This is a genomic window from Rubrivivax sp. JA1055 (assembly GCF_020966565.1).
In the GTDB taxonomy this organism is placed as follows: domain Bacteria; phylum Pseudomonadota; class Gammaproteobacteria; order Burkholderiales; family Burkholderiaceae_C; genus Rubrivivax; species Rubrivivax benzoatilyticus.
In genome coordinates, this window is record NZ_JAJKFP010000007.1 from 253,686 (window position 1) to 279,978 (window position 26,293).

The window sequence follows — 26,293 nt, forward strand, 5'->3', positions numbered from 1 at the left end:
GCGATCCGGAGCCGGCCTGCGGCGGCTCAGTAAGCCACTTCGTAGCGCAGCTCGCGCCAGCGCAGCACGGCCGAACGCGGGCCGATGCGCTCCAGCGTCACCCCGGGCGCGGCGACGTCGCCTTCGTGCAGCAACTGGCCGCCGACGAGCAGCATGCGCGCCGCCGGCTGTTCGGAGTAGATCGCGCCGCCGATCGACAGCTGCGGCAGCCCGCGGCGCTGCTCGGCCGACAGCTGCTCGATCGGGATCGCACGTTCGGCGGCCGGGGTTCCCGGCCGGGCGTCGGCGGGGGCGCGCGGGCCGGCCGCAGCGGCGGCCGGCGCCGGCTCGGTCGCGGCCGCCCGGCGCGGCGGCTCGGCCATCGTGGCCGGCGGCGTCACGATGCGGGGCGGGCCGACACGCGGCACGGGGGCCACCTCGGCCGACGCCCCCGCGGGGGGCGCGGGTGGCGGGTCGACACGCGCCATCGGCGGCGCGGCGGGCGCGGGCGGCGTCTGCGCCACGACGACCGAAGCCGGCGACGGGCGCTGCGTGCTCCACCACACGCCGACGCCGAGCCCCACGACCGCCAGCGCCGCGGCGCCCGCGACCCACGATGCGCGCCGGGGCGCCGGCGGTGCGGCCGCCGCGGGCGGCGTGGCGGACTGGGAGTGCAAGCCGGGCACGGCGCCGCGCTCGCGTTCGGCGTCGGCACGGCGCAGGGCGTCGAGGATGTAGGACATGGTCTCAGCGGGTGAGCGCGAGCCGCGGCACGGTCTCGCCGTCGGCGGGCAGGATCTGCATCAGCGTCAGCGGGCCGGCGCGGCCGTCGGGCTGCAACCCGTGCGCGACCTGGAAGGCGACGATGCGCGGCGCCAGCACGCCGCGGCCGGGCAGGCGTTCGTCCAGCCAGCCGGCCAGGGCCTCGGCCCCGCCCGGCACGCCCCAACCCGGCGGCGGGCGCCACAGCGTCGCGAACTCGCCGCGCCACAGCGTCGCCAGCGTCGCCAGATCGACCGTCGCCTGGCCGCCGTCGGCGAAGGCCAGCGTCGCGTGTTCGCCCGACAGACCGGTCAGCAGCACGACACCGCGGCGGCCGTCGCTGGCGTGCAGCGTCAGCAGGCCCGGGCGGCCGAGATCGCGCACCTGGGCCAGGCCGGTCTTCGTGCGCCAGCAGGCGAGGCCGCCGGCGGCCAGCGCGGTGCAGGGGTCGCCGGCGCCGGGTTCGGCGTTCCAGCGGGTGGCCAGCGAACGCCAGCCGTCGGCCTCGCGCGCGGCGGCGCGTGCCAGCAGCGCCTCGGCGTCGAGTGCGTCGGCCACCGCAGCCGAAGCGGCGAAGGCCGCGGCCCTGACCACCGTCGCGGCCGGCGTGGCCGCCTGCGCCACCGGGGCCGCCGGCGCCGCGCTCGCGTCGCCGCGCCCGGCCTGCCAGACCAGGGCGCCGACCGCCAGCGCCGCGGCCCCCAGCACCGCGGCCGCCACCGGCGCACGCGACGGCGTGGGCGCCGGCGGTGTCGTGCCGAAGACCTCGTGCGCCGCACGTTCGACGATGGCACGGCCGATGCGCCGCTGCCCCTGGGCGTAGCCGCCGAGCAGCGCCCGGTCGGCGAGCAGGTTGATGCGCCGCGGCACGCCGCCGCAGAGCCGGTGCAGCGCCGCCAGCGCCTCGTCGTCGAACGGCGGCTCGCCGGCCAGCCCGGCGACCGCCAGCCGGTGGCGCACGTAGGCCGCGGTCTCGGCCGCGTCCAGCGCCGGCAGGTGGTAGCGCGCGATGACACGCTGGGCGAGCTGTTCCAGGTCGGGCCGCGCCAGCATCGTGCGCAGCTCGGGCTGGCCGATCAGCACGATCTGCAGCAGCTTGCGCTCGTCGGTCTCCAGGTTGGTCAGCAGGCGCAGCTGTTCCAGCACCCCGGGGGCCAGTGCCTGGGCCTCGTCGATGACCAGCACCGCGTGGCGGCCGGCGGCGTGCGCGGCGAGCAGGAAACGGTTCAGCGCGTCGACGTAGGCCTTCACCGTCGCCGCGCCGGCCGGCACCTCGAGGCGGAACTCGTCGCAGACGGTCTGCAGCAGCTCCAGCGCGTCGAGCTTGGGGTTGAAGACGTAGGCCACGTCGCAGTGCGCCGGCACCTGCTCCAGGAAGCAGCGGCAGACGGTGGTCTTGCCGGCGCCGATCTCGCCGGTCAGCAGCACGAAGCCGCCGCCGCCGGACAGGCCGTAGAGCAGGTGCGCCAGCGCCTCGCGGTGCGCTTCGCTCATGTAGAGGAAACGCGGGTCGGGTGCGATCGAGAAGGGCTCGCGCTGCAGGCCGAAGAAGCTCGCGTACATCGGGGTCCGGATCGGTCGTGGGGCGTTGCGGCGCGACGGGGGGCGCGAAGACGCCTAGCATAGCGAGGCCCGGCAACGCTCCATTTCGCATCCGTGTCACACGGTTGCGGGGGCGCACGCGGTGCAATCCAGACTCCACGCCGATCCCTCATGAACCAGCTCGACCAGCTCCGCCAGTACACGACCGTCGTCGCTGATACCGGCAACTTCCACCAGCTCGCCCAGTTCGCGCCGCGTGACGCGACGACCAACCCGTCGCTGATCCTGAAGGCCGTGCGCCAGCCCGAGTACGCACCGCTGCTGGCCGAAACCGTGGCCGCGCATGCCGCACGCCCGCTCGACGAGATCGTCGACGAGGTGCTGGTGCGTTTCGGCCTGGAGATCCTGAAGGTCGTGCCCGGCCGCGTCAGCACCGAGGTCGACGCCCGCCTGTCCTTCGACACCGCGGCGACGATCGAACGCGGCCGCCGCATCGCCGCGCTGTACCGCGCCGCCGGCGTCGGCCCGGAGCGCCTGCTGGTCAAGATCGCGTCGACCTGGGAAGGCATCCGCGCCGCCGAGGTGCTGGAGCGCGAAGGCATCCACTGCAACCTGACGCTGCTCTTCGGCTTCGGCCAGGCCGTGGCCTGCGGCGACGCCGGCGTGACGCTGATCTCGCCTTTCGTCGGCCGCATCCTCGACTGGCACAAGGCGCGCGCCGGCGCCGCCTGGGACGCCGCCGCGAACAGCGGCGCCGCCGACCCCGGCGTGCAGTCGGTGACGACGATCTGGCGCCACTACAAGCGCCACGGCCTGGCCACCGAGGTGATGGGCGCGAGCTTCCGCAACGTCGGCCAGATCCTGGCTCTGGCCGGCTGCGACCTGCTGACGATCAGCCCCGAGCTGCTGGCCCAGCTGCAGGCCGCCGACGCGCCGGTGGCGCGGGCGCTCGACCTTGCCGAGGCCCAGGCCGCCGACCTGCCCGCCGTGCACCTGGACGAGGCCGCGTTCCGCTGGACGCTCAACGAGGACGCGATGGCCACCGAGAAGCTGGCCGAAGGCATCCGCGCCTTCGCCGCCGACGCCCGCGCGCTGGACGCGCTGATCGAGGAAGCCAGACGATGAACCGCTGCGACCGCACCGAAGCCTGGAGCGCCTTGGCCGGCCACTACGAGGCCCACGGCCGCTCGCTGGACCTGCGCGAAGCCTTCGCGCGCGACGCCTCGCGCTTCGAGGCGCTGTCGCTGCAGGCGCCGGAGATCTTCGCCGACCTGTCGAAGAATCTGCTCGACACGGCGACGCTGCACCTCCTCGCCGATCTGGCGCGGGAGTGCGAGCTGCCGGCGCGCCGCGACGCGATGCTGGCCGGGGCGGTCGCCAACCTCACCGAAGACCGCGAGGTGCTGCACACCGCGCTGCGCGCGCCGCTGGGCGCCGCGCCGCACGGCGAGCCGGTGCACGCGGTGCTGGCGGCGATGCTGGCCTACGCCGAGCAGGTGCGGCTGGACGCGCAGATCACCGACATCGTCAACATCGGCATCGGCGGCAGCGACCTCGGGCCGCAGATGGTCGTCGCCGCGCTCGAGTCCTACGGCGACCCGGGCCGGCGGCTGCACTTCGTCAGCAACGTCGACGGCCACGACATCACGCCGTTGCTGGCGAAGCTGGACCCCCAGCGCACGCTGTTCATCGTCGCCTCCAAGACCTTCACGACGCAGGAGACGATGGCTAACGCGCAGGTCGCGCGCGCCTGGTTCCTGGCCCACGGCGGCACGGTCGAGCAGATCGCGCGCCACTTCGCCGCGACGACGACCAACGTCAGCGCCGCGGCGGCCTTCGGCATCACGACGACCTTCGGCTTCTGGGACTGGGTCGGCGGGCGCTACTCGCTGTGGAGCGCGATCGGCCTGCCGATCGCGATCGCCATCGGCGCGGCCAACTTCCGCGCGCTGCTCGACGGCGCGCACGCGATGGACCGCCACTTCGCCGAGGCGCCGGTCGAGCGCAACCTGCCGATGCTGCTGGGCCTGCTCGACGTCTGGTACCGCAACTTCCACGGCTTCACCAGCCGCAGCGTCGCGCCCTACCACCAGGGCCTGCGCCGGCTGCCGGCCTATCTGCAGCAGCTGGAGATGGAGTCCAACGGCAAACGTGTCGACCTGGCCGGCGAGCCGCTGCCCTACGCCACCAGCCCGGTCGTCTGGGGCGAGCCCGGCACCAACGGCCAGCACGCCTACTTCCAGATGCTGCACCAGGGCACCGACGTGATCCCGGTGGAGTTCATCGCCGTGCGCCACCCGACGCATGCGCACGCCGACCTGCACGCCAAGCTGCTGTCCAACTGCCTGGCGCAGAGCCAGGCGCTGATGCTGGGCAAGTCCGCCGAGGCGGCGCGCGGCGAGACGGTGCCGACGGCGTCGGCGACGCTGGACCGCGACGTGCTCGCGCGCCACCGCACCTTCCCCGGCAACCGGCCGAGCACGACCTTCGTGCTGGACGCGCTGACGCCGCGTGCGCTGGGCGCGCTGGTGGCGATGTACGAGCACCGCGTCTGGACCAGCGGCGCGCTGTGGGGCATCAACAGCTTCGACCAGTGGGGCGTCGAGCTCGGCAAGGCGCTGGCCAACGACCTGCTGCCGCGCCTGGCCTCGGGCGACACGCGAGGGCTGGACGCCAGCACCGCCGGGTTGCTGGCCAAGCTGCGCGGCTGAGGCCTCAGGCGCTGCGCCGCGCGCGCACGCGCCGCCACTGGCGCGTGCCGCCGAGGCCGGCTTCGGCGACCGCCTGCTTGGTCGCCCGGCCTTCGCGCAGCGCACGTTCGGCGAGCGCGACACGCAGGTCCTCGATCCAGGCGCGTGGGCTGCTGCCCACGTGTTCGGCGAACAGCCGCGCCAGGTGGCGCGGCGAGACGTGGGCCAGCGCGGCAAGTTTCTCCAGCGGCCAGTCGGCGGCCGGGTCGTCGAGCACCGCGTCCTGCACGCGGTGCAGCGCCGGGTGCAGGTGCTCGCGGCCGGCGAGCAGCGCCGAGTGCTGCGGGTCCTCGCTGCCGCGGCGGTGGAAGACGACCATCGTCTGCGCCACGGCCGCCGCCACGGCCTCGCCGCAGACGCGCCCGACGGCGTGCAGCGCAAGGTCGATGCCGGCGGTGACGCCGGCGCTCGTCGCCACCGGACCGTCGGTGACGAGCAGGCGGTTGGCCAGCACCTGGGCCGTCGGCGCCAGGCGCTGCAGCTCGCCGAGCATCTCGTGGTGCGTCGTGCAGCGCCGCCCGGCCAGCAGGCCGGCGTCGGCCGCCAGCAGCGCGCCGGCGCAGACCGTCAGCAGCTCGACGCCGGCGCCCAGGCGCGGCGCCACCGCCTCGGCCAGCCAGCGGCGTGTCGCGGCCCAGTGCGCCGGCAGCGGCTGTTGCAGCGCGCTCTCGCTGCCGCTGGGCTGGCCCAGCAGCACGACCCAGGTCTCGCGGTCGAAGTCGGCCGGCAGCGGCTCCAGCGCCGCGATCGTCGCGCCGACCGAACTCGCCGCCTGCGGCTCGGGGCCGACGTGGCGCAGCCGGAAGGCCGGCGGCCGGCCGCGGCGCTGCAGCTGCTGGTTGGCGAGGCGCAAGACCTCGGCCGGGCCGGCCAGGTCCAGCAGCAGCGTGTCGGGCAGGACGACGAAGACGATGTCGATCATGCGGCGCGGCGCAAGGCCTCCTCGACGCTGCAGATCGTCGCGAAACGCCCGGCGAGCACGGTCTCGGTGCGCTCGTAGAGTTCGGCCGGGCTCAGCGTGCGGCCGGCGGGTGTCGTCATCGCGAAGGTCAGCGTGGCCTCGGTGACGTAGTCGACCTCCCAGCCTTCGTCGCTGGCGTGGCGCGTCGTCGTCTCGCAGCACTGCTCGGTGCGGATGCCGGCGACGATCAGCCGGCGGATGCCCTGCTGGTGCAGCCAGACCGTGAGGCCGGTGCCGACCAGCGCGCTGTGGCGCTGCTTCAGGAAGCTGGCCGCGGCGTCGTAAGGCGCCAGGCCGTCCAGCGGGCGCACGAGGCCGCTTTCGAGCGCGAACGGGTTGTCGGCGCTCTTCGGGCCGTCGGTGTGCAGGATGCGCACCACCGGCAGTCCGCGTTCGGCGGCACCGGCGAGCAGCGTGTTCACGCGCTCCAGGAAGGCCGGCGCGGCGGCCGGGTCCCAGTAGGGACGCGCGGTGAAGGACTGCTGGACGTCGATCAACAGGACGGCGGTGGACATCGGAAGGCCTCGTGCGGTGGTGGAAGGTGACCGCATCGTGCCTCTCGCAGTGTGCACGCGCCGGGCCCGAACCGGACGCGAGGCGGACGTTTCAGGACATCCGCTGTCCTGGCCTCAGGGCCGCGGCTGCGCCAGCCAGGCTTCGGCCAGCCGCACCCAGGCCGAGGCGCCGATCGGGATCAGCGCGTCGTTGAAGTCGTAGCTCGGGTTGTGCAGCATGCACGGCCCCAGGCCGTGGCCGGCCTCGCGGTGCGTGCCGTCGCCGTTGCCGATGACGAAGTAGCAGCCGGGCTGCTGCTGCAGGTAGAAGCTGAAGTCCTCGGCGCCCATCGTCGGCTCGAACTCGAGCACGTTGGCCGCGCCCACCACCTCGGCCAGCGTGCGGCGCACGAACTCGGTCTCGGCCGGGTGGTTGATCGTCGGCGGGTAGTTGCGGTGGAACTCGAACTCGCAGCGTGCGTCGTAGGCCGCGCAGGTCGCTTCGGCCACCTGCTGCATGCGGCGCTCCACCAGGTCCAGCACCTCGGTCGTGAAGGTGCGCACCGTGCCCTGCAGCTCGACGCTGTCGGGGATGACGTTGGTCGCCTCGCCGGCGTGGATCATCGTCGTCGAGATCACCGCGGTGTCGATCGGGCGCTTGTTGCGCGTGACGATGCCTTGCCAGGCGTTGACCAGCTGGCAGGCGACGAGCACCGGGTCGATGCCGTTGTGCGGCATCGCCGCGTGCGCGCCCTTGCCGCGGATCGTCACCTTGAACTCGTTGCTGCTGGCGAAGACCGGGCCGGTCTTGACCGCGAACTGGCCGGCTTCCAGCCCCGGCCAGTTGTGGGCGCCGAAGACCGCCTCCATCGGGAAACGCTCGAACAAGCCGTCCTGGATCATCTCGCGCGCGCCGCCGCCGCCTTCTTCGGCCGGCTGGAACACCAGGTACACGGTGCCGTCGAAGTTCCGGTTCGTCGCCAGGTGCTGGGCGGCCGCCAGCAGCATCGCCGTGTGGCCGTCGTGGCCGCAGGCGTGCATGCGGCCGGCGTGGCGGCTGGCGTGCGCGAAGGTGTTCTTCTCGGTGATCGGCAGCGCGTCGATGTCGGCACGCAGGCCGACGGCGCGCGCCGAGCTGCCGTTCTTGACGATGCCGACGACGCCGGTCTTGCCCAGCCCGCGGTGCACCGGGATGCCCCAGCCTTCCAGCGCGGCGGCGATCAGGTCGCTGGTGCGCTGTTCCTCGAAACACAGCTCGGGGTGGGCGTGCAGGTCACGTCGCAGCGTGGCGATGCCGGCGGCGTCGGCGACGATGGAATCGATCAGCTTCATCGGGCAGGGCAGGGGACGGCCAAACGGCGATCCTAGCCCCGATCCCGCGCCGCATCGGTCGCCGGGGAGATACCGTGTCGAGCGGCGGGCCGGCGGTCGCATGGCACCATCTCGGCCTTCGCGCCGCCTACCGCCACGCTCCGACCATGAACGCCGCTCCCGACATCCGCGTCGTGCACGCCGCCTGCCCGCACGACTGCCCCGACACCTGCGCGATGCGGGTCACCGTCGAGAACGGCCGTGCGGTGCGGGTGCAGGGCGACCCGGAGCATCCGACGACGAACGGCGCGCTGTGCACCAAGGTCAGCCGCTACCCGGAGCGCACCTACCACCCCGAGCGTGTGCTGACGCCGCTGAAACGCGTCGGCCCCAAGGGCCGCGGCGAGTTCGTGGCTGTGTCCTGGGACGAGGCGCTGGACACGATCGCCGCGCGTCTGACTGCCATCGCCGCGCGCGACCCCGAGGCCATCCTGCCCTACAGCTATGCCGGCACGATGGGCCTGGTGCAGGGCGAGAGCATGGCGGCACGTTTCTTCCACCAGCTCGGCGCCTCGCGCCTGGACCGCACGATCTGCGCCTCGGCCGGCAGCGAGGCGCTGCTGGCGACCTACGGCATCAAGGCCGGCATGCACGTCGAGCACTTCGCCGAGAGCCGGCTGATCCTGATCTGGGGCAGCAACTCGATCACCTCGAACCTGCACTTCTGGACCATCGCCCAGGCCGCCAAGCGCCAGGGCGCCAAACTCGTCTGCATCGACCCGCGGCGCACCGAGACCGCCGAGAAGTGCCACGAACACCTGGCGCTGCGCCCCGGCAGCGACGGCGCGCTGGCGCTGGCGCTGATGCACGAGCTGATCGCCCACGACTGGCTGGACCACGACTACCTGGAACGCTACGTCGACGGCTGGCCGGCGCTGCGTGAACGTGCGCTGCAGTGGCCGGCCGAACGTGCTGCCGCGGTCTGCGGCCTGACGGTCGAGCAGATCCGCGGCCTGGCGCGCGACTACGGCACGACGAAACCGGCGGCGATCCGCCTGAACTACGGCATGCAGCGTGTGCACGGCGGCGGCAGCGCGGTGCGCCTGATCGCCTTGCTGCCCTGCCTGACCGGCGCCTGGCGGCATCGCGCCGGCGGTCTGCTGCTGTCGGCCTCGGGCTGGTTCGCCGGCCGGCGCGACGACGCCTGGCTGCAGCGTCCCGACCTGCTGGCCGGCCGCCAGCCGCGCACGATCAACATGAGCACGATCGGCGACGACCTGCTGCGCGAAGCCTCGCCGGCCTTCGGCCCGCGCATCGAGGCCGTCGTCGTCTACAACAGCAACCCGGTGGCGGTGGCGCCCGAGAGCCGCAAGGTCGTCGCCGGCTTCGCACGCGAGGACCTGTTCACCGTCGTGCTGGAGCACTTCCTCACCGACACCGCCGACCACGCCGACTTCGTGCTGCCGGCGACGACCCAGCTCGAACACTGGGACGCGCACACCGCCTACGGCCACACCTACGCGCTGCTGAACAAGCCTGCGATCGAGCCGGTGGGCCAGGCGCGCTCCAACGCCGCGATCTTTCGTGCGCTGGCCGAACGGATGGGTTTCGACGACCCGTGTTTTGCCGACGACGACGAGACGCTGGCGCGGCGCGCCTTCCTCGCCGACCGTGTCGATCTCGATTCGCTGGAGCGGCGCGGCTGGGCCCGGCTGGACGTCGCCGAGGCGCCGTTCGCCAACGGCTTCCCGACACCGTCGGGCAAGGCCATCGTCGACGTGCCGGGGCTGGGTGTGCCCGACCACGTGCCGAACAACGAATGCGCGGAGACGACGCCCGAGTTGGCGGCGCGTTTCCCGCTGGCGATGATCTCGCCGCCGGCGCGCCACTTCCTGAACTCGACCTTCGTCAACGTGAAGAGCCTGCGTGCCGTCGAAGGCGAGCCGCTGCTGGAGATCCACCCCGACGATGCCGCCGCACGCGGCATCGCCGATGGTGCCGAGGTGCGGGTGTTCAACGAACGTGGCGAGTACCGCTGCGCCGCGGCGGTCAGCACACGCGCGCGGCCGGGCGTCGTCGTCGGCCTGGGCGTCTGGTGGCGCAAGCTGGGCCGCGACGGCACCAACGTCAACGAGCTGACGCACCAGCGGCTCACCGACATCGGCCGCGCGCCGAGCTTCTACGACTGCCTCGTCGAGGTGGCGGCCGCCTGATGCACGCGCGCCGTGCCGGCGGGGTCGCGGTGCTGGCCGCCGTGACGGCACTGGCCGGCTGCAGCAACGTCGGCTACGTCGCCCAGGCGCTGCAAGGCCATCTCGATTTGCTGCAGCGCTCGCGCCCGGTCGAGGACTGGCTGGCCGACCCGGCCACACCGCCGGCCCTGCACGCCCGTCTGGAACGGGCGCAGCGCTTGCGCGCCTTCGCCGTCGCCCAGCTGAAGCTGCCCGACAACCGCAGCTACAAACGTTATGCCGAGCTCGACCGCAAGGCCGTCGTCTGGAACGTCGTCGCCGCGCCCGAGCTGTCGCTGACGCTGCAGACCTGGTGCTGGCCGGTGATGGGCTGCGTCGGCTACCGCGGCTACTTCCGGCGTGACGGCGCCGATGCGCTGGCCGCCGAGCTGAAGGCCGAAGGCCGCGAGGTCTGGGTCTACGGCGTGCCGGCCTATTCGACGCTGGGCTGGAGCGAGTGGCTGGGCGGCGACCCGCTGCTGTCGACCTTCATCGGCTGGCCCGAAGGCGAACTGGCGCGGCTGGTGTTCCACGAACTCGCGCACCAGGTCGCCTACGCGCAGGACGACACGCCGTTCAACGAGTCCTTCGCCACCGCGGTCGAGCGCCTGGGTGTGCGGCGCTGGCTGGACACACACGCCGACGCCGCGGCGCGTGCCGAGTACGAACGTTTCGACGCTCGCCGGCGCGCCTTCCGCGCGCTCGTCGGCGAGACGCGCGAGTCACTGCGCGCGCTGTACGCCAGCGACGCCGACGACGCGACCAAACGCGCCCGCAAGGCCGAGCTGATGGCCGCGATGCGCGCGCGCCACGCAGCGCTGAAGGCCGGCGAGTGGGCGGGTTATGCCGGTTACGACGCCTGGTTCGACAATGCGAACAACGCGGCGCTGGGCGTGCAGGCGGCCTACGACGAGTGGGTGCCGGCGTTCGAGCGGCTCTTCGAGGCTGAAGGCGCCGATTTCAAACGGTTCTATGCCGAGGTGGCGCGGCTGGCCGCGCTGCCCAAGGCGGAGCGACGTGCGGCACTGGCCGCCGCCGCGGCGACAGGAGTTGACGAGTGAGCGATATCCGCATCCGACGCGAACACGATCTGGGCCTGGACGTGGCCCGCGCGGTGGCCGACGACTGGGCCGAACAATGCCGCACCCAGTTCGACATGCAGTGCCGCATCGTGCGCGGCGAGAGCAGCGACACGGTCGAGTTCCGCCGCAGCGGCGTCAACGGCCGTCTGGTCGTCGCCGCCGATCATTTCGACCTCGACGCCAAGCTCGGTTTCCTGCTCGGCGCCTTCAGCAAGACGATCGAACGCGAGATCCGCAGCAACCTCGACCAGCAGCTCGCCCGCCACGCGGGCGACGCGAAGAAGCGCGGCTGACGCCTTACTTCAAATCCTCGATGAGGTCGATGTACTGCTGCATCGCCTCGTTCGCGGACGTGCCCTTCAAGCCTGCCCAGGCGTCGTACTTCGCCCGGCCGACGAAGTCGGTGAAGCCCGGGCGGTCGCCTTCGACGTCGCCGACCGTGGCCTGCTTGTAGAGCGAATAGATCTTCAGCAGCGTCGCGTTGTCGGGCTTGGCCGGCAGCGACTTGCTTTCCGCGACGGCCTTTTCGAACGCAGCCTTGAGTTGCGGCATGGTGCAGGTCTCCTCTGACCCGTGATCCGGGCTTGACGCTCCCGATGTTAGCGGCCATCGTGCCGCGAAAAAGCGGAGGAGCGCATGAGTCTTGACGCCGAGCGCATGTCACGCGTGGACACCGCGTGGCTGCGCATGGACAACGACGTCAACCTGATGATGATCGTCGGGGTCTGGCTGCTGGAACCCGGCATCACGCTGGCCGCGCTGCGGCGGCGTGTCGAGGAGCGCTTCCTGCGCTACGCGCGCTTCCGCCAGCGCGCCGTGCCCGACCTGCTCGGCGCCTCCTGGGTCGAGGACGATGACTTCGACCTTTCGCGCCACGTCGTCACGACGAAGCTGCCGCGCCGCCGCGGCCAGGACGAGCGCGCCGCGCTGAAGGCCTTGTGCGCCGAACTCGCCGCGACGCCGCTCGACCCCCAGCGCCCGCTGTGGCAGTTCCACCTCATCGAGCGCTACGAAGGTGGCTCGGCCATCGTCGTGCGCCTGCACCACTGCATCGCCGACGGCATCGCGCTGATCTCGGTGATGCTGTCGATCACCGACGGCGGCGCCGAGCCGCCGAAGCACCCGCAGCACGCGCACGGCCACGACCACTCGCATGAACACGACTGGCTGGCCGACGCGGTGCTGCGCCCGATCACCGACCTGACGGTCAAGGCGATCGGCATGTACGGCAACGGTGTCGCCCGCTCGATGGAGATGCTGGCGCACCCGCAGGCGCCGCTGTGGGGCTCGCTCGCGGTGGCGCGCCACGGCTGGCAGGTGCTGCACGACGCCGCGTCGCTGGCGCTGATGGCCGACGACTCGCCGACCGCGCTGAAAGGCAAGCCCGGCGGCCTGAAGGCCGTGGCCTGGAACGAACCGCTGCCGCTGGACACCGTCAAGGCCGTCGGCAAGGCGCTGGGCTGCTCGATCAACGACGTGCTGCTGGCCTGCGTCGCCGGCGCGATCGGCCGCTACCTGCACGAATGCGGCGACGACCCGGCGGGCAAGGAGATCCGGGCCATGGTGCCGGTGAACCTGCGGCCGATGGACAAGGCCTGGCAGCTGGGCAACCGCTTCGGCCTGGCGCCGCTGGTGCTGCCGATCGGCATCACCAACCCGATCGAACGCGTCTACGCGGTGCGCCAGCGCATGGCCGAGCTGAAGGGCAGTTACCAGCCGCTGCTGGCCTTCGCGGTGCTGGCGATGGCCGGTTTCCTCGTCAAGCCGGTGCAGGACGCGGTCCTGAACCTCTTCGCACGCAAGACCACCGCGGTGATGACCAACGTGCCCGGCCCGCGCGAGCCGCTGAAGTTCTGCGGCTCGACGCTGCGCCAGACGATGTTCTGGGTGCCGGCCTCGGGCGACGTCGGCCTGGGCGTCAGCGTGCTCAGCTACGGCGGTGGCGTGCAGTTCGGTCTGATCGCCGACACCGCGCTGTGCCCCGACCCCGAGGCCATCGTCGAACGTTTCGAGCCCGAGTTCGAGAAGCTGCTCTGGCTGACGATGATGCTGCCCTGGCCGGGCGAGGACGGGGCGGCCGCTTAAGCCGCCGCCTGCAGCGCCAGCTTCGCCGCCTCGACTTCCAGCCGCTCGATCGCGTCGGCCGGCACGTGGCGTGCCGCGTCGGCCAGCAGCCGCCGGGCCTCGGGCCGCGCGGCCTCGCCTTCGAGGATCAGCAGCCCGCGCGCAACCTCGACCTTGACGATCGCGCTCGCCGGGTTCAGCGCCAGCGCCTGGCGGTAGTGCGCCAGGCCCTTGGCGGCGTCGGCGCCTTCGGTCATCGCCAGCAGCCGGCCGACGCGCGCGATCGCCTCGGCGTGGAAAGTGGCCAGCGCCAGGTGCGCTTCGGGGTGTTTCGGCGCCAGCTTCAGCGTGTGTTCCAGCGACTGCCGTACCTGCGGCGCCAGACGTTCGGCGACCAGCTTCAGCAGGTCCAGCGACTCGGCGCGCCGGCCGAGTGCGTAGGCGTGCCAGAACCAGCCTGCCGGGTTGGCGGGTTCGGCCTTCTGCTGGGCGAGCGCACGGCGCGCGACCTCGTCGACCATCGCCAGCCGCGTGCGTTCGGTGCGTTCGAGGTAGGTCGCCTGCAGCGCCTGGGCCTTGTTGGCCAGCGTCACGCCGGCCGGGCCCAGCGCCAGCGCGGCGTCGTAGGCGGCGCGGAACTCGCCAGCGTGCAGCCGTGCCCAGGCCGCGAGCAGCGCCGCATCGCGCGGCAGCGGCTCGGCGTCGCCGACGTGCAGCCGCTTCCAGCGCCGGCGCAGCGCCGCCGGCTCGTGCACGTAGCCCGCGTCGGGCCAGGGGAAACGCACCCAGCGCGCCATCAGGCGCGGTAGGGCGCGGCCAGCGCGTTCAGGTGCGCGCGCGACTCGGCGTCCAGATAGGGCAGCAGCAGGCTCATCGTGTGCCAGGCGCCACGCGCCAGCGCCGCGCCGGCGCCTTCGGGCTCCAGCGCCCGGCGCGGGTCGCGCACGTATTCGTAGCTCAGCCAGTAGGTCAGCACGACGACCATCGCGGTCGCCAGCGGCTCGGCCTCCTCGGGTGTCAGCTTCACCGCGCCGGCACCCGACAGCCCGGCCAGCAACTCGCGCACCGCCTCGCCCTTGTGGCGCAGCACGAACTGGAAGTGCGTTTCCAGACGCCGGTTCTTGCTGAGCAGGTCGTTCAGGTCGCGGTACAGGAAGCGGTACTGCCAGACCAGCTCGAAGAACATGTGCAGGAACAGCCACGCGTCCTCGACGTTGCGCACGCCGTCGGCGGCACGCAGCAACTCGTCCAGCGCACGTTCGTAACGGTCGAACAGCGCGTTGATCAGCTCGTCCTTGGCCGGGTAGTGGTAGTACAGGTTGCCGGGGCTGATGCCGAGCTCGGCCGAGATCAGCGTCGTGCTGACGTTCGGCTCGCCGAACCGGTTGAAGAGGTCCAGCGTCACCTCGAGGATGCGTTCCGCGGTGCGCCGCGGCTTCTTGGGCGTCGGCATGGTGCGGCGCATTGTGCACCGTGGGGTCTGGGGTGCGCTGCCTACAATCCGCCCCCCATGCCCGCTGTCCGTTTCGACCACGTCACCAAGACCTTCCGCGGCGCACGCGGCACCGTCCAGGCCCTGGACGGCGTCAGTTTCGACATCGAGCCGGGCGAGTTCTTCGGCCTGCTCGGCCCCAACGGCGCCGGCAAGACGACGCTGATCTCCATCCTCGCCGGGCTGGCACAAGCCAGCGGCGGACGGGTCGAGGTCATGGGCCACGACGTCGTCGCCGACTTCGCCGCCGCGCGCCGGGCGCTGGGCATCGTGCCGCAGGAACTGGTCTTCGACCCGTTCTTCAGCGTGCGCGAGACGCTGCGCATCCAGAGCGGCTACTTCGGCCTGAAGCACAACGACGACTGGATCGACGAGCTGCTGGCCAACCTCGGCCTGGCCGACAAGGGCAGCGCCAACATGCGCCAGCTCTCCGGCGGCATGAAGCGGCGTGTGCTCGTTGCCCAGGCGCTGGTGCACCGGCCGCCGGTCATCGTGCTCGACGAGCCGACCGCCGGCGTCGACGTCGAGCTGCGCCAGACGCTGTGGCACTTCGTCGCACGCCTGAACCGCGAAGGCCACGCGGTGCTGCTGACCACGCACTACCTCGAAGAAGCCGAGGCGCTGTGCGGCCGCATCGCGATGCTCAAGCAGGGCCGCGTCGTCGCGCTGGACCGCACCTCGGCGCTGCTGTCGGGCATGGCGAGCACGATGCTGCGCTTCAAGACCGACGCCACGCTGCCGCCGGCGCTGGCCGCACGCGCCCGCGTCACCGGCCGCATCGTGCAGCTGCAGGCGCGCGACGCCGCCGAGGTCGAACACGACCTGGCCACGCTGCGCCAGGCCGGCGTCGCCGTCGAGGACCTGGAGATCGGCCGTGCCGACCTCGAGGACGTCTTCCTCGGGATCATGGGCGGGGAGGGCGCACGATGAGCGGCATCGACCTCGCCGGCGCCGGCACGCTGTTCCGCAAGGAGGTGCTGCGCTTCTGGAAGGTGGCCTTCCAGACCGTCGCCGCGCCGGTGCTGACGGCGGTGCTGTACCTGCTGATCTTCGGCCACGTGCTGGAGGACCACGTCGAGGTCTTCCCCGGTGTCGGCTACACGAGCTTCCTCGTGCCCGGGCTGGTGATGATGAGCGTGCTGCAGAACGCCTTCGCCAACACCAGCTCGTCGCTGATCCAGAGCAAGATCACCGGCAACCTCGTCTTCCTGCTGCTGACGCCGCTGTCGCACTGGGCCTGGTTCGTCGCCTATGTCGCGGCGTCGGCGGTGCGCGGGCTGGTCGTCGGCCTGGGCGTGCTGCTGGTCACCGTCTGGTTCGCGCCGCTGCACCTGGCCGAACCGTGGTGGGTGCTGGTCTTCGCCGCGCTCGGCGCCGGCATGCTGGGCGCGCTGGGCCTGATCGCCGGGCTGTGGGCGGAGAAGTTCGACCAGCTTGCCGCGTTCCAGAACTTCATCGTCATGCCGATGACCTTTCTGTCGGGCGTCTTCTACTCGGTGAAGTCGCTGCCCGGCGTCTGGCAGGCGGCGAGCCACCTGAACCCGTTCTTCTACATGATCGACGGCTTCCGCCGCGGCTTCTTCGGCGCCAGCGACGTCTCGCCCTGGCTCAGCCTGGCGGTCGTCGGCACCAGCTTCGTCGTCGTCTCGACGATCGCCTTGCGCCTGCTGGCGTCGGGCTACAAGCTGCGTTCATGACGCCCGCCGCGGCGGCCTGAGATAATCGACCCCCAACCTCCTGCACGAGCCTCCGAGCATGACGCACATCCACGCCGCCTGCGACGCCAAGCCTGCCGACAAGGACGCTGCCAAGCCCGCCGGCGGCCTGCAGGAACAGCTGTCGTTCAAGTCGCGTTTCGTCCTCGTCTTCGGCGAGATCGACGACAAGCTGGCGCGCGCCACCTGCGAGCGCCTGATCGCGCTGTCGCAGGACTCCGACGCGCCGATCCACATGCTGATCAGCAGCCCGGGCGGCCACGTGGAAAGCGGCGACGCGATCCACGACATGATCCGCTTCATCAACGCGCCGGTGACGACCATCGGCAGCGGCTGGGTCGCCAGCGCCGGCACGCACATCTACCTGGCCGCGCCCAAGGAGCGCCGGGTCTGTCTGCCGAACACGCGTTTCATGATCCACCAGCCCGCCGGCGGCGCCGGCGGCCGGGCCACCGACATCGCGATCCAGGCCAAGGAAATCATCAAGACCCGCGAGCGCATCGCGCGTGTCGTCGCCACCCAGACTGGCCAGAAGATCGAGAAGGTCATGGCCGACATGGAGCGCGACTACTGGATGAGCGCCGACGAGGCGATCGCCTACGGCATCGTGTCGCGCGTCATCGAACGCCAGTCGGAACTCGCCTGATGGCCGAGCCGACCGTCGCCGAGGTCCGCGGCTACATCGAGGCCGGGCTGCCCTGCGAGCACCTGCAGGTCGAAGGCGACGGCCGCCACTTCTTCGCCACCATCGTCTCGTCGGCCTTCGAGGGCCTGAACCGCGTGCGCCGGCACCAGCGGGTCTACGCCGCGCTGGGCGATAGAATGCGCGAGCAGATCCACGCGCTGTCGATGAAGACGCTCACGCCGGCCGAGTACTCGGCCCAAGGCGCCACCCACCACCCCTGACACGGCACCTGCGGCGCGCCGCGGGTGGCCGCGTGCTGCGCTGCCGCCCGTCCCGTGCCGCGTGCTTTTCCGAGCACCAGCATGGACAAACTCCTGATCCGCGGCGGACGCCGCCTCCAAGGCGAGGTGTCGATCTCCGGCGCCAAGAACGCCGCGCTGCCCGAGCTCTGCGCCGCGCTGCTGTGCGCCGGGCCGCTGACGCTGGACAACGTGCCGCGCCTGCAGGACGTGGCGACGATGCTGTCGCTGCTGCGCCGCATGGGCGTCGCCGTCGAGCGCCCCGAAGACCAGCCGGCGCGCGTGACGCTCGCCGCGCCCGACGGCGTCGACCCGGTCGCACCCTACGAGCTCGTGAAGACGATGCGCGCGTCGATCCTCGTGCTCGGCCCGCTGCTGGCGCGTTTCGGCCGCGCGACGGTGTCGCTGCCCGGCGGCTGCGCGATCGGCTCGCGCCCGGTCGACCAGCACATTAAGGGCCTGCAGGCGATGGGCGCGACGGTCAAGGTCGAGCACGGCAACATCGTCGCCAGCGCCGGCCGGCTGCGCGGCGCACGCATCACGACGGACATGATCACCGTCACCGGCACCGAGAACCTGCTGATGGCCGCGGCGCTGGCCGAAGGCGAGACGGTGCTCGAGAACGCCGCCCAGGAGCCCGAGGTCACCGACCTGGCCGAGCTGCTGATCTCGATGGGCGCGAAGATCGAAGGCCACGGCAGCGGCCGCATCCGCATCCAGGGCGTCGAGCGCCTGCACGCGCCGGCGCAGCCGCACCGCATCGTGCCCGACCGCATCGAGGCCGGCACCTTCCTCTGCGCGGTGGCCGCCGCCGGCGGCGAGGCCGTGCTGCGCGACGCGCGTGCCGAGCACCTCGACGCCGTCATCACCAAGCTGCGCGAAGCCGGTGTGACCATCGAAGCGGGTGAGGACTGGATCCGCGTGCGTGCCGACGCGCGCCCGAAGGCGGTGAGCTTCCGCACCAGCGAGTACCCGGCCTTCCCGACCGACATGCAGGCCCAGTTCATGGCCGTCGACTGCGTCGCCGAAGGCGCGGCCAAGGTCTCGGAGACGATCTTCGAGAACCGCTTCATGCACGTCAACGAGCTGGTGCGCCTGGGCGCGAGCATCCAGGTCGACGGCCACACGGCGATGATCCAGGGCGTGCCGACGCTCTCGGGTGCCACCGTGATGGCGACCGACCTGCGCGCCTCGGCCAGCCTGGTCATCGCCGGCCTGGTGGCCGAAGGCGAGACGACGGTGGAGCGCATCTACCACCTGGACCGCGGCTACGACCGCATGGAAGCCAAGCTGCGCGCCCTCGGGGCGGACATCGAGAGAGTCCGATGATCACGCTCGCACTGTCCAAGGGCCGCATCTTCGAGGACTCGCTGCCGTTGCTGGCGGCCGCCGGCATCGAGGTGCTGGAGGACCCGGAGAAGAGCCGCAAGCTGATCATCGGCACCACCCGGCCCGACGTGCGCGTCGTGCTGGTGCGCGCCAGCGACGTGCCGACCTACGTGCAGCACGGCGGCGCCGACCTCGGCGTCGCCGGCCTGGACGTGCTGCTGGAGCACGGCGACGGCCTGTACCGCCCGCTGGACCTTCGCATCGCGCGCTGCCGCATGAGCGTCGCCACGCGCGCCGATTTCGACTACGCGCACGCCGTGCGCCAGGGCGCACGCATCCGCGTCGCCACCAAGTACACCCAGATCGCGCGCCAGCACTTCGCCGCCAAGGGCGTGCACGTCGACCTGATCAAGCTCTACGGCTCGATGGAGCTGGCGCCGCTCACGGGCCTGGCCGACGCCATCGTCGACCTGGTCTCGACCGGCAGCACGCTGAAGGCCAACCAGCTCGTCGAGGTCGAGAAGATCATGGACATCTCGTCGCGCCTGGTCGTCAACCCGGCGGCGCTGAAGTTGAAGCGCGCCCCGCTGCGCGCGCTGATCGACGCCTTCGAGCAAGCCGTGGAGTCCCGCGCATGAGCCCCGTCGCCATCACCCGCTTGTCCACCGCCGACGCCGGCTTCGAGGCCGGTTTCCAGCGTGTGCTGCACTGGTCGGCCGAGACCGACGCCGAGATCGAGAACCGCGTCGCCGCGATCCTCGACGACGTGCGCCAGCGCGGCGACGCCGCGGTGCTGGACTACACGGCGCGTTTCGACCGCCTGCAGGCCGACTCGGTCGCGGCGCTGGAGATCGGCGCCGACGAGCTGCGCGCCGCGCTGGCCTCGATCACGCCGGCGCAGCGCTCGGCGCTCGAGGCTGCCGCCGAGCGCGTACGCGACTACCACCAGCGCCAGCTCCAGGCCTGCGGCCAGAGCTGGAGCTACCGCGACGCCGACGGCACGCTGCTGGGCCAGAAAGTCACGCCGCTGGACCGCGTCGGCATCTACGTGCCCGGCGGCAAGGCGGCCTACCCGTCGAGCGTGCTGATGAACGCCATCCCGGCCCAGGTGGCCGGTGTCGGCGAGATCGTGATGGTGGTGCCGACGCCCGGCGGCGAGCGCAACGCGCTGGTGCTGGCCGCCGCCGCGGTGGCTGGTGCCCACCGCGTCTTCACGATCGGCGGCGCCCAGGCGGTGGCCGCGCTGGCCTACGGCACGGCGACCGTGCCCCGCGTCGACAAGATCACCGGCCCGGGCAACGCCTACGTCGCCAGCGCCAAGCGCCGCGTCTTCGGCCAGGTCGGCATCGACATGATCGCCGGGCCGAGCGAGATCCTCGTGCTGGCCGACGGCACGACGCCGGCCGAGTGGGTGGCGATGGACCTGTTCAGCCAGGCCGAGCACGACGAGCTGGCGCAGAGCATCCTGCTGTGCCCGGATGCCGGCTACATCGCCGCGGTGCAGGCCGAGATCGAGCGCCTGCTGCCGGCGATGCCGCGCCAGGCGACGATCCGCGCCTCGCTCGAAGGCCGCGGCGCGCTCATCCACACGCGCTCGATGGAGGAGGCCTGCGAGATCTCCAACCGCGTCGCGCCCGAGCACCTGGAAGTCAGCTCGGCCGAACCCGGCCGCTGGGAGCCGCTGCTGCGCCACGCCGGCACGATCTTCCTCGGCGCCTACACCAGCGAGAGCCTGGGCGACTACTGCGCCGGCCCGAACCACGTGCTGCCGACTTCGGGCACCGCGCGCTTCTCGTCGCCGCTGGGCGTCTACGACTTCCAGAAGCGCAGCAGCCTGATCGAGGTGAGCGAGGCCGGCGCCCAGGTGCTGGGCCCGATCGCCGCCGAGCTGGCCTACGGCGAAGGGCTGCAGGCCCACGCCCAGGCCGCCGAGTTCCGTCTGAAGCCCCGTTGAGCGCGGCCTGAGCTCAGCCGGTGACCGTGTCGCAGAACCCCAGGCCCGAAAGCCCGCGATGACTCCCGATCTCCCGTCCCTGATGGCCCGCGTCGTGCGCCAGGACATCCAGGGCCTGCACGCCTACGCGGTGCAGCCCTCGGCTGGCTTCGTCAAGCTGGACACGATGGAGAACCCGTTCCCGCTGCCGCCTGAGCTGCAGCAGGCGCTGGGCGAGCGCCTGGGCCGTGTGGCGATCAACCGTTACCCGGCCGAGCGCACCGAGGACCTGAAGGCGGCGCTGGCGAGCTTCGCCGGCCTGCCCGAAGGCTGCGCGCTGACGCTGGGCAACGGCTCCGACGAGCTCATCACGATGCTCAGCCTGACCTGCGCGGTGCCGGGCGCGGTGTTCATGTCGCCGCTGCCGAGCTTCGTGATGTACGGGCTGTCGGCGGCGCTGCAGGGCGTGCGTTTCGTCGGCGTGCCGCTGGCCGCCGACTTCGAGCTCGACGAAACGGCGATGCTGGCGGCCATCGCCGAGCACCGGCCTTCGCTGCTGTATCTCTCGTACCCGAACAACCCGACCGGCAACCTCTGGGACGACGCCGTCGTCGACCGCCTGATCGCCGCGATGGGCGAAGCCGGCGGCCTGGTCGTGATGGACGAGGCCTACCAGCCCTTCGCCGCACGCGACTCGATGGCGCGCCTGGCCGCGCATCCGCACGTGCTGGTGATGCGCACGATGAGCAAGTTCGGCCTGGCCGGCGTGCGCATCGGCTACCTGATGGGCCGCAGCGCGCTGATCGCCGAGATCGACAAGCTGCGCCCGCCGTTCAACGTCAGCGTGCTCAACGCCGAGGCGGCGCTGTTCGCGCTGGAGCACGCCGACGAGTACGCGCGCCAGGCCGCCGAGATCCGCGCCCAGCGCCAGCGCCTGCACGAGGCGCTGCAGACGATGCCCGGCGTGCACGCCTGGCCGAGCGAGGCGAACATGATCCTGGCGCGTGTGCCCGACGCCGCAGCGGCCTTCGCCGGCCTCAAGTCGCGCGGCGTGCTGGTGAAGAACGTCTCGGCGCTGCACCCCTCGCTCGCCAACTGCCTGCGCCTGACTGTCGGCACCCCCGACGAGACGACCCGACTGATCGACGCGCTGCGCGCCAGCCTGTAGAAGGACGCCATGGACACCCGCAACGACGCCCGCACCGCCGAAGTCCGGCGCGACACCCGCGAAACGCGCATCCGCGTGCGCGTCGACCTCGACGGCCGCGGCGACGCCAAGCTCGCCACCGGCATCGGCTTTCTCGACCACATGCTCGACCAGGTGGCGCGCCACGGCATGATCGATCTGGAAGTCGAGTGCGAGGGCGACCTGCACATCGACGGCCACCACAGCGTCGAGGACATCGGCATCACGCTGGGGCAGGCGGTCGCCCGGGCCGTCGGCGACAAGCGCGGCATCACGCGCTACGGCCACAGCTACGTGCCGCTGGACGAGGCGCTGTCGCGTGTCGTCGTCGACTTCTCCGGCCGCCCCGGGCTGGCCTTCGACGTCAAGTTCACCGCCGGCATGATCGGTGCGCTGGACACCCAGCTCGTCTACGAGTTCTTCCAGGGCTTCGTCAACCACGCGCAGGTCACGCTGCACGTCGACAACCTGAAGGGCGTCAACGCGCACCACCAGTGCGAGACGGTGTTCAAGGCCTTCGGCCGCGCGCTGCGCATGGCGCTCGCCGCCGACAAACGTGCGGCCGGCATCGTGCCGTCGACGAAAGGCTGTTTGTGAGCACAGTGGCCGTCGTCGATTACGGGATGGGCAACCTGCGCTCGGTGTCGCAGGCGGTGATGCACGTCGCCGCCGGCACCGGGCACGAGGTCGTCGTCACCTCGCGGCCGGAGGAGGTCTTCGCCGCCGAGCGCATCGTGCTGCCGGGGCAGGGCGCGATCCGCGACTGCATGCGCGAGCTGCACGACTCCGGGCTGCTGGAGGCGGTGCTCGACGCCGCCGCGAACAAGCCGCTGATGGGCGTGTGCGTCGGCATGCAGATGCTGCTGACGCACAGCGAGGAGCAGGACACGCCCGGGCTCGGCCTGATCCCCGGCGAGGTGAAGCGTTTCCGCCTCGAAGGCCGGCTGCAGGAAGACGGCAGCCGCTTCAAGGTGCCGCAGATGGGCTGGAACCAGGTCTGGCAGCGCCCGCACGCGCTGTGGGACGGTGTGCCCGACGGCGCCTTCTTCTATTTCGTCCACAGCTACTTCGCGCAGCCCGCGGATGCCGCCCACACCGCGGGCGAAACCGACTACGGCGCGCGCTTTACCTGCGCTATCGCGCGGGATAACATTTTTGCCACCCAGTTCCACCCCGAGAAGAGCGCTGCACACGGCCTCGCGCTGTACCGCAACTTCCTCGGCTGGAAGCCCTGATCCGTCTTTCCCCCTCCCGCCACGGCGCCGACGAGCCATGCTGCTGATCCCCGCCATCGACCTGAAGGACGGCAAGTGCGTCCGCCTCCAGCAGGGCGATATGAATGCCTCCACGACCTTCGGCGACGACCCCGCCGCGATGGCGCGCCGCTGGCTCGACGCCGGCGCACGCCGTCTGCACCTGGTCGACCTCAACGGCGCCTTCGCCGGCCGGCCGATCAACGAGGCGGCCGTCAAGGCCATCCTGCGTGAGGTCGGCGACGAGATCCCGGTGCAGCTGGGTGGCGGCATCCGCGACCTGGACACCATCGAACGCCTGCTCGACGACGGCATCAGCTACGTCATCATCGGCACCGCGGCGGTCAAGAGCCCGGGTTTCCTGAAGGACGCCTGCACGGCCTTCGGCGGCCACATCATCGTCGGCCTCGACGCCAAGGACGGCAAGGTCGCCACCGACGGCTGGAGCAAGCTCACCGGCCACGAGGTCGTCGACCTGGCGAAGAAGTTCGAGGACTACGGCGTCGAAGGCGTGATCTACACCGACATCGGCCGCGACGGCATGCTCACCGGCATCAACATCGAGGCCACCGTCAAGCTGGCGCAGGCGCTGGCTATCCCCGTCATCGCCTCGGGCGGCCTGTCGGACCTGGCGGACATCGAGCGCCTGTGCGGCGTCGAGTCCGACGGTGTCGAAGGCGTCATCTGCGGGCGCAGCATCTACACCGGCGCGCTCGACTTCGCCGCCGCGCAGGCGCGCGCCGACGAGCTCAACGGCGCCGCCTAACCTCTTTCGCGCCGCCCCTCGCCGGGCGTTCCCATGCTGGCCAAACGCATCATTCCCTGCCTGGACGTCACCGGCGGCCGGGTCGTCAAGGGCGTCAACTTCGTCGAACTGCGCGACGCGGGCGACCCGGTCGAGATCGCCGCGCGCTACAACGAGCAGGGCGCCGACGAACTGACCTTCCTGGACATCACCGCGACCAGCGACGGCCGCGACCTGATCCTGCACATCATCGAGGCCGTGGCCTCGCAGGTCTTCATCCCGCTGACCGTCGGCGGCGGCGTGCGCAGCGTCGAGGACGTGCGCCGGCTGCTCAACGCCGGGGCCGACAAGGTGAGCTTCAACTCGGCGGCGGTGGCCAACCCGCAGGTCATCCGCGACGCGTCGGAGAAGTACGGCGCGCAGTGCATCGTCGTTGCCATCGACGCCAAGCGCCGCCAGGGCGATGACTTGGCCGCGCGCGGCCCGGGCTGGGATGTCTACACCCATGGCGGGCGCAAGAACGTCGGCCTGGACGCCGTCGAATGGGCGCGCCGCATGGCCGAACACGGTGCCGGCGAGATCCTGCTGACCAGCATGGACCGCGACGGCACGAAGAGCGGCTTCGACCTGGAACTCACGCGCGCCGTCAGTGACGCGGTGCCGGTGCCGGTCATCGCCTCGGGCGGCGTCGGCACGCTGGAGCATCTGTCCGAAGGCATCCGCCTGGGCGGCGCCGACGCGGTGCTGGCCGCCAGCATCTTCCACTACGGCGAGTTCACCGTCGCCCAGGCCAAGGCGCTGATGGCGCGCGACGGCATCCCGGTCCGCCCGTGAAACCGCCGCAGCGCGGCCGTCCGAACGAGGTGCGGCTGATCGGCGGCGCCTGGAAGCGCAGCAAGCTGCCGGTGCCCGACCGGCCCGGCCTGCGGCCGACGCCCGACCGCGTGCGCGAGACGCTGTTCAACTGGCTGGGCCAGGACCTCACGGGCTGGCGTGTGCTCGACGCCTTCGCCGGCAGCGGCGCGCTCGGTTTCGAGGCCGCGTCGCGCGGCGCGGCCCAGGTGCTGCTGCTGGAGCAGGACGCGCAGCTCGTCGCCGGCTTCAAGGCCCATGCGCAACGGCTGGGCGCGACCGGCCTGGAAGCGCGCCGCGCCGACGCGATGGCCTGGATGGCCTCGGCCGCGCCCGAGGCCTGGGAGCTGGTGCTGCTGGACCCGCCGTTCGCCGCCGGGCTGGCGCTGCCGGCCGCACGCGCGGCGGCACGGCTGGTCGTGCCGGGCGGTTTCGTCTACGTCGAGAGCGGAGAGGCGCTGGACGAACTGCCGCCCGGGCTGGAACCCTGGCGCGAAGGCCGTGCCGGCGCGGTGCACTACCGCCTGCTGCGCCGCGGCTACACTGCGCCGGTTTGCGTTACAGGACCGACGCCGTGACCACCGTCACCCCGCTGACCGCCGTCTATCCCGGCACCTTCGACCCGATGACGCTGGGCCACGAGGACTTGATGCGCCGCGGCTCGCGCCTGTTCGACCGGCTGATCCTGGCGGTGGCCGCCGGCCACCACAAGCGCACGATGTTCACGATCGAGGAGCGGCTGTCGATCGCGCGCGAGATCGCCGCACCCTACGCCAACGTAGAGGTCGTGGCCTTCCGCGGGCTGCTGCGCGATTTCGTCGTTGCTGCCGGCGCCAAGGTCGTCGTGCGCGGCCTGCGTGCGGTCAGCGACTTCGAGTACGAGTTCCAGATGGCCGGCATGAACCGCCAGCTGATGCCCGACGTCGAGACGGTGTTCATGACGCCGTCCGACCAGTACCAGTTCGTCAGCGCGACCTTCATCCGCGAGATTGCCACCCTCGGCGGCGATGTCTCCAAGTTCGTGGCACCGTCGGTGCTGAAACGACTCCAGGACCGCGTGAACCAACCGGCGGCTTGACGATGGCTTTGTGGATCACCGACGAGTGCATCAACTGCGACGTCTGCGAACCCGAGTGCCCGAACCAGGCGATCTCGATGGGTGATGAACGCTACGAGATCGACCCGCGGCGCTGCACCGAGTGCGTGGGCCATTTTGACGAGCCGCAGTGCGTGCAGGTCTGCCCGGTCGAGTGCATTCCGGTGAACCCGGAGCACGTCGAGACGCGCGAGCAGCTGCAGCTGAAGTTCCAGGCCCTGCAGGCTGGCGGCGCGCGTTAGTCGCGCCGGTTCTTCTTCTTGCGCGGCGCCTTCTTCGGCGTCTTCTTCAGCACGCTCTGCACGGCCGGCTTCTCGGGTTCGACGAAGCCGGCAGCGGCCGTCACGGCCTCGCGTTCACGTGCACGGCGCTCGTCGCGCAGCTGTTCGGCCAGCGCCATCTCGCGGCGCGCCACGTCGCGGGCGGCGGCTTCGTCGCTGGCGCTGGGGCGCTCGTCGCGCACGGTCATGGCCTCGCCGTCGCGGCAGGGGCGATCCTGCAGCAGGCGCCCGTCGGGCCCGCAGCGCCAGATGCGCTGCGCGTCGGCCGCGCCAGCCAGCGCCAACAAGGCGAGGGCGAGCGCGGCGCGCAT

The 26,293-nt window shown here is 71.8% G+C and carries 30 protein-coding genes; 21 read left to right on the top strand and 9 right to left on the bottom strand.

The features are described 5' to 3' along the window. Positions 1–26: 26 nt before the first annotated feature. Complete coding sequence (locus tag LOC65_RS17695) at positions 27–722, bottom strand: general secretion pathway protein GspB (RefSeq protein ID WP_230248493.1); 696 nt, start codon at positions 720–722, stop codon at positions 27–29. A gap of 4 nt (positions 723–726) precedes the next feature. After that, positions 727–2,304 carry an ExeA family protein gene (locus LOC65_RS17700; protein WP_230248495.1) on the bottom strand — a complete coding sequence of 526 codons (1,578 nt, stop codon included), beginning with the start codon at positions 2,302–2,304 and terminating at the stop codon, positions 727–729. A 150-nt stretch (positions 2,305–2,454) separates the two neighbouring features. Here LOC65_RS17700 and tal point away from each other — a divergent pair, with 150 nt between their 5' ends. Both tal and pgi read left to right on the top strand, forming a co-directional pair. Continuing rightward, on the top strand, positions 2,455–3,408 hold the full coding sequence (gene tal / locus LOC65_RS17705) for a transaldolase (RefSeq protein WP_230248496.1): 954 nt from the start codon (positions 2,455–2,457) through the stop codon (positions 3,406–3,408). Then, complete coding sequence (gene pgi / locus LOC65_RS17710) at positions 3,405–4,994, top strand: glucose-6-phosphate isomerase (RefSeq protein WP_230248498.1); 1,590 nt, start codon at positions 3,405–3,407, stop codon at positions 4,992–4,994. The genes tal and pgi overlap by 4 nt, the downstream gene beginning before the upstream one ends. A 4-nt stretch (positions 4,995–4,998) precedes the next feature. Here pgi and LOC65_RS17715 read toward each other — a convergent pair whose 3' ends face one another. The 3 genes from LOC65_RS17715 to LOC65_RS17725 all read right to left on the bottom strand — a co-directional run bounded on the left by LOC65_RS17715 (position 4,999) and on the right by LOC65_RS17725 (position 7,820). Beyond that, entirely contained in the window at positions 4,999–5,955 is a 957-nt protein-coding gene (locus LOC65_RS17715) for a GlxA family transcriptional regulator (protein WP_230248499.1), read from the bottom strand. After that, a complete protein-coding gene (locus LOC65_RS17720; protein WP_230248500.1) occupies positions 5,952–6,509 on the bottom strand; it encodes a cysteine hydrolase family protein in 558 nt (185 codons plus the stop codon). Before LOC65_RS17720 ends, LOC65_RS17715 begins: the two co-directional genes overlap by 4 nt. 114 nt (positions 6,510–6,623) lie before the next feature. Next, positions 6,624–7,820, bottom strand: a complete 1,197-nt coding sequence (locus LOC65_RS17725; RefSeq protein ID WP_230248501.1) for a M20 aminoacylase family protein — start codon at positions 7,818–7,820, stop codon at positions 6,624–6,626. A 146-nt stretch (positions 7,821–7,966) separates the two neighbouring features. Between LOC65_RS17725 and LOC65_RS17730 the strand changes: the two genes are divergently transcribed. The 3 genes from LOC65_RS17730 to LOC65_RS17740 are packed head-to-tail and all read left to right on the top strand — an operon-like array spanning position 7,967 to position 11,405. Next, a complete protein-coding gene (locus LOC65_RS17730; RefSeq protein WP_230248502.1) occupies positions 7,967–10,012 on the top strand; it encodes a molybdopterin-dependent oxidoreductase in 2,046 nt (681 codons plus the stop codon). After that, the gene (locus LOC65_RS17735) at positions 10,012–11,091 is read left to right on the top strand and encodes an aminopeptidase (protein WP_230248505.1); all 1,080 of its coding nucleotides are present in this window, start codon (positions 10,012–10,014) and stop codon (positions 11,089–11,091) included. Before LOC65_RS17730 ends, LOC65_RS17735 begins: the two co-directional genes overlap by 1 nt. Next, positions 11,088–11,405 carry a polyhydroxyalkanoic acid system family protein gene (locus LOC65_RS17740; protein WP_164962912.1) on the top strand — a complete coding sequence of 106 codons (318 nt, stop codon included), beginning with the start codon at positions 11,088–11,090 and terminating at the stop codon, positions 11,403–11,405. The genes LOC65_RS17735 and LOC65_RS17740 overlap by 4 nt, the downstream gene beginning before the upstream one ends. Positions 11,406–11,409: 4 nt before the next feature. On the opposite strand, the gene LOC65_RS17745 is transcribed toward LOC65_RS17740, so the two are convergent. Beyond that, positions 11,410–11,664: an acyl-CoA-binding protein gene (locus tag LOC65_RS17745; RefSeq protein WP_014427063.1), complete on the bottom strand. Its 255-nt coding sequence runs from the start codon at positions 11,662–11,664 to the stop codon at positions 11,410–11,412. Between the two features lie 84 nt (positions 11,665–11,748). On the opposite strand from LOC65_RS17745, the gene LOC65_RS17750 reads away from it, so the two are divergent. Beyond that, entirely contained in the window at positions 11,749–13,197 is a 1,449-nt protein-coding gene (locus LOC65_RS17750) for a wax ester/triacylglycerol synthase family O-acyltransferase (RefSeq protein ID WP_230248507.1), read from the top strand. On the opposite strand, the gene LOC65_RS17755 is transcribed toward LOC65_RS17750, so the two are convergent. Then, on the bottom strand, positions 13,194–13,973 hold the full coding sequence (locus LOC65_RS17755; protein ID WP_230248510.1) for a hypothetical protein: 780 nt from the start codon (positions 13,971–13,973) through the stop codon (positions 13,194–13,196). The genes LOC65_RS17750 and LOC65_RS17755 overlap by 4 nt on opposite strands. Continuing rightward, positions 13,973–14,629: a TetR/AcrR family transcriptional regulator gene (locus tag LOC65_RS17760; protein ID WP_009858293.1), complete on the bottom strand. Its 657-nt coding sequence runs from the start codon at positions 14,627–14,629 to the stop codon at positions 13,973–13,975. Before LOC65_RS17760 ends, LOC65_RS17755 begins: the two co-directional genes overlap by 1 nt. Positions 14,630–14,686: 57 nt before the next feature. Here LOC65_RS17760 and LOC65_RS17765 point away from each other — a divergent pair, with 57 nt between their 5' ends. The 15 genes from LOC65_RS17765 (at position 14,687) to LOC65_RS17835 (ending at position 25,943) form a co-directional block, all read left to right on the top strand. Beyond that, positions 14,687–15,598, top strand: a complete 912-nt coding sequence (locus LOC65_RS17765) for an ABC transporter ATP-binding protein (protein WP_230248511.1) — start codon at positions 14,687–14,689, stop codon at positions 15,596–15,598. Beyond that, positions 15,595–16,365 (top strand): ABC transporter permease, encoded by a 771-nt coding sequence (locus LOC65_RS17770; protein ID WP_230248515.1) that lies wholly within the window; start codon positions 15,595–15,597, stop codon positions 16,363–16,365. The genes LOC65_RS17765 and LOC65_RS17770 overlap by 4 nt, the downstream gene beginning before the upstream one ends. A 58-nt stretch (positions 16,366–16,423) precedes the next feature. After that, the gene (locus LOC65_RS17775) at positions 16,424–17,029 is read left to right on the top strand and encodes an ATP-dependent Clp protease proteolytic subunit (protein WP_009858296.1); all 606 of its coding nucleotides are present in this window, start codon (positions 16,424–16,426) and stop codon (positions 17,027–17,029) included. Next, the gene (locus LOC65_RS17780) at positions 17,029–17,289 is read left to right on the top strand and encodes a BolA family protein (RefSeq protein ID WP_009858297.1); all 261 of its coding nucleotides are present in this window, start codon (positions 17,029–17,031) and stop codon (positions 17,287–17,289) included. The genes LOC65_RS17775 and LOC65_RS17780 overlap by 1 nt, the downstream gene beginning before the upstream one ends. 81 nt (positions 17,290–17,370) lie before the next feature. Then, positions 17,371–18,636, top strand: a complete 1,266-nt coding sequence (murA, locus tag LOC65_RS17785; RefSeq protein WP_230248516.1) for a UDP-N-acetylglucosamine 1-carboxyvinyltransferase — start codon at positions 17,371–17,373, stop codon at positions 18,634–18,636. Continuing rightward, positions 18,633–19,274 (top strand): ATP phosphoribosyltransferase, encoded by a 642-nt coding sequence (gene hisG, locus LOC65_RS17790; protein ID WP_009858299.1) that lies wholly within the window; start codon positions 18,633–18,635, stop codon positions 19,272–19,274. Before murA ends, hisG begins: the two co-directional genes overlap by 4 nt. Next, positions 19,271–20,590 (top strand): histidinol dehydrogenase, encoded by a 1,320-nt coding sequence (gene hisD / locus LOC65_RS17795; protein WP_230248517.1) that lies wholly within the window; start codon positions 19,271–19,273, stop codon positions 20,588–20,590. The genes hisG and hisD overlap by 4 nt, the downstream gene beginning before the upstream one ends. Before the next feature lie 58 nt (positions 20,591–20,648). Continuing rightward, complete coding sequence (hisC, locus tag LOC65_RS17800) at positions 20,649–21,737, top strand: histidinol-phosphate transaminase (protein WP_230248518.1); 1,089 nt, start codon at positions 20,649–20,651, stop codon at positions 21,735–21,737. A 9-nt stretch (positions 21,738–21,746) separates the two neighbouring features. Then, positions 21,747–22,352, top strand: coding sequence for an imidazoleglycerol-phosphate dehydratase HisB (gene hisB, locus LOC65_RS17805; protein ID WP_230248519.1), 606 nt, complete (start codon positions 21,747–21,749; stop codon positions 22,350–22,352). Further along, entirely contained in the window at positions 22,349–22,990 is a 642-nt protein-coding gene (gene hisH / locus LOC65_RS17810; RefSeq protein WP_310736944.1) for an imidazole glycerol phosphate synthase subunit HisH, read from the top strand. The genes hisB and hisH overlap by 4 nt, the downstream gene beginning before the upstream one ends. A 37-nt stretch (positions 22,991–23,027) precedes the next feature. Beyond that, positions 23,028–23,774 carry a 1-(5-phosphoribosyl)-5-[(5-phosphoribosylamino)methylideneamino]imidazole-4-carboxamide isomerase gene (hisA, locus tag LOC65_RS17815; protein ID WP_009858304.1) on the top strand — a complete coding sequence of 249 codons (747 nt, stop codon included), beginning with the start codon at positions 23,028–23,030 and terminating at the stop codon, positions 23,772–23,774. A 33-nt stretch (positions 23,775–23,807) separates the two neighbouring features. Next, entirely contained in the window at positions 23,808–24,587 is a 780-nt protein-coding gene (gene hisF, locus LOC65_RS17820) for an imidazole glycerol phosphate synthase subunit HisF (RefSeq protein ID WP_230248520.1), read from the top strand. Further along, a complete protein-coding gene (rsmD, locus tag LOC65_RS17825) occupies positions 24,584–25,183 on the top strand; it encodes a 16S rRNA (guanine(966)-N(2))-methyltransferase RsmD (RefSeq protein WP_230248526.1) in 600 nt (199 codons plus the stop codon). Before hisF ends, rsmD begins: the two co-directional genes overlap by 4 nt. After that, a complete protein-coding gene (coaD, locus tag LOC65_RS17830) occupies positions 25,180–25,683 on the top strand; it encodes a pantetheine-phosphate adenylyltransferase (RefSeq protein WP_009858307.1) in 504 nt (167 codons plus the stop codon). The genes rsmD and coaD overlap by 4 nt, the downstream gene beginning before the upstream one ends. Positions 25,684–25,685: 2 nt before the next feature. Next, entirely contained in the window at positions 25,686–25,943 is a 258-nt protein-coding gene (locus LOC65_RS17835; protein WP_230248527.1) for a YfhL family 4Fe-4S dicluster ferredoxin, read from the top strand. Here the strand turns inward: LOC65_RS17835 and LOC65_RS17840 are convergent. Next, the gene (locus LOC65_RS17840; RefSeq protein WP_164962903.1) at positions 25,940–26,293 is read right to left on the bottom strand and encodes a hypothetical protein; all 354 of its coding nucleotides are present in this window, start codon (positions 26,291–26,293) and stop codon (positions 25,940–25,942) included. The genes LOC65_RS17835 and LOC65_RS17840 overlap by 4 nt on opposite strands.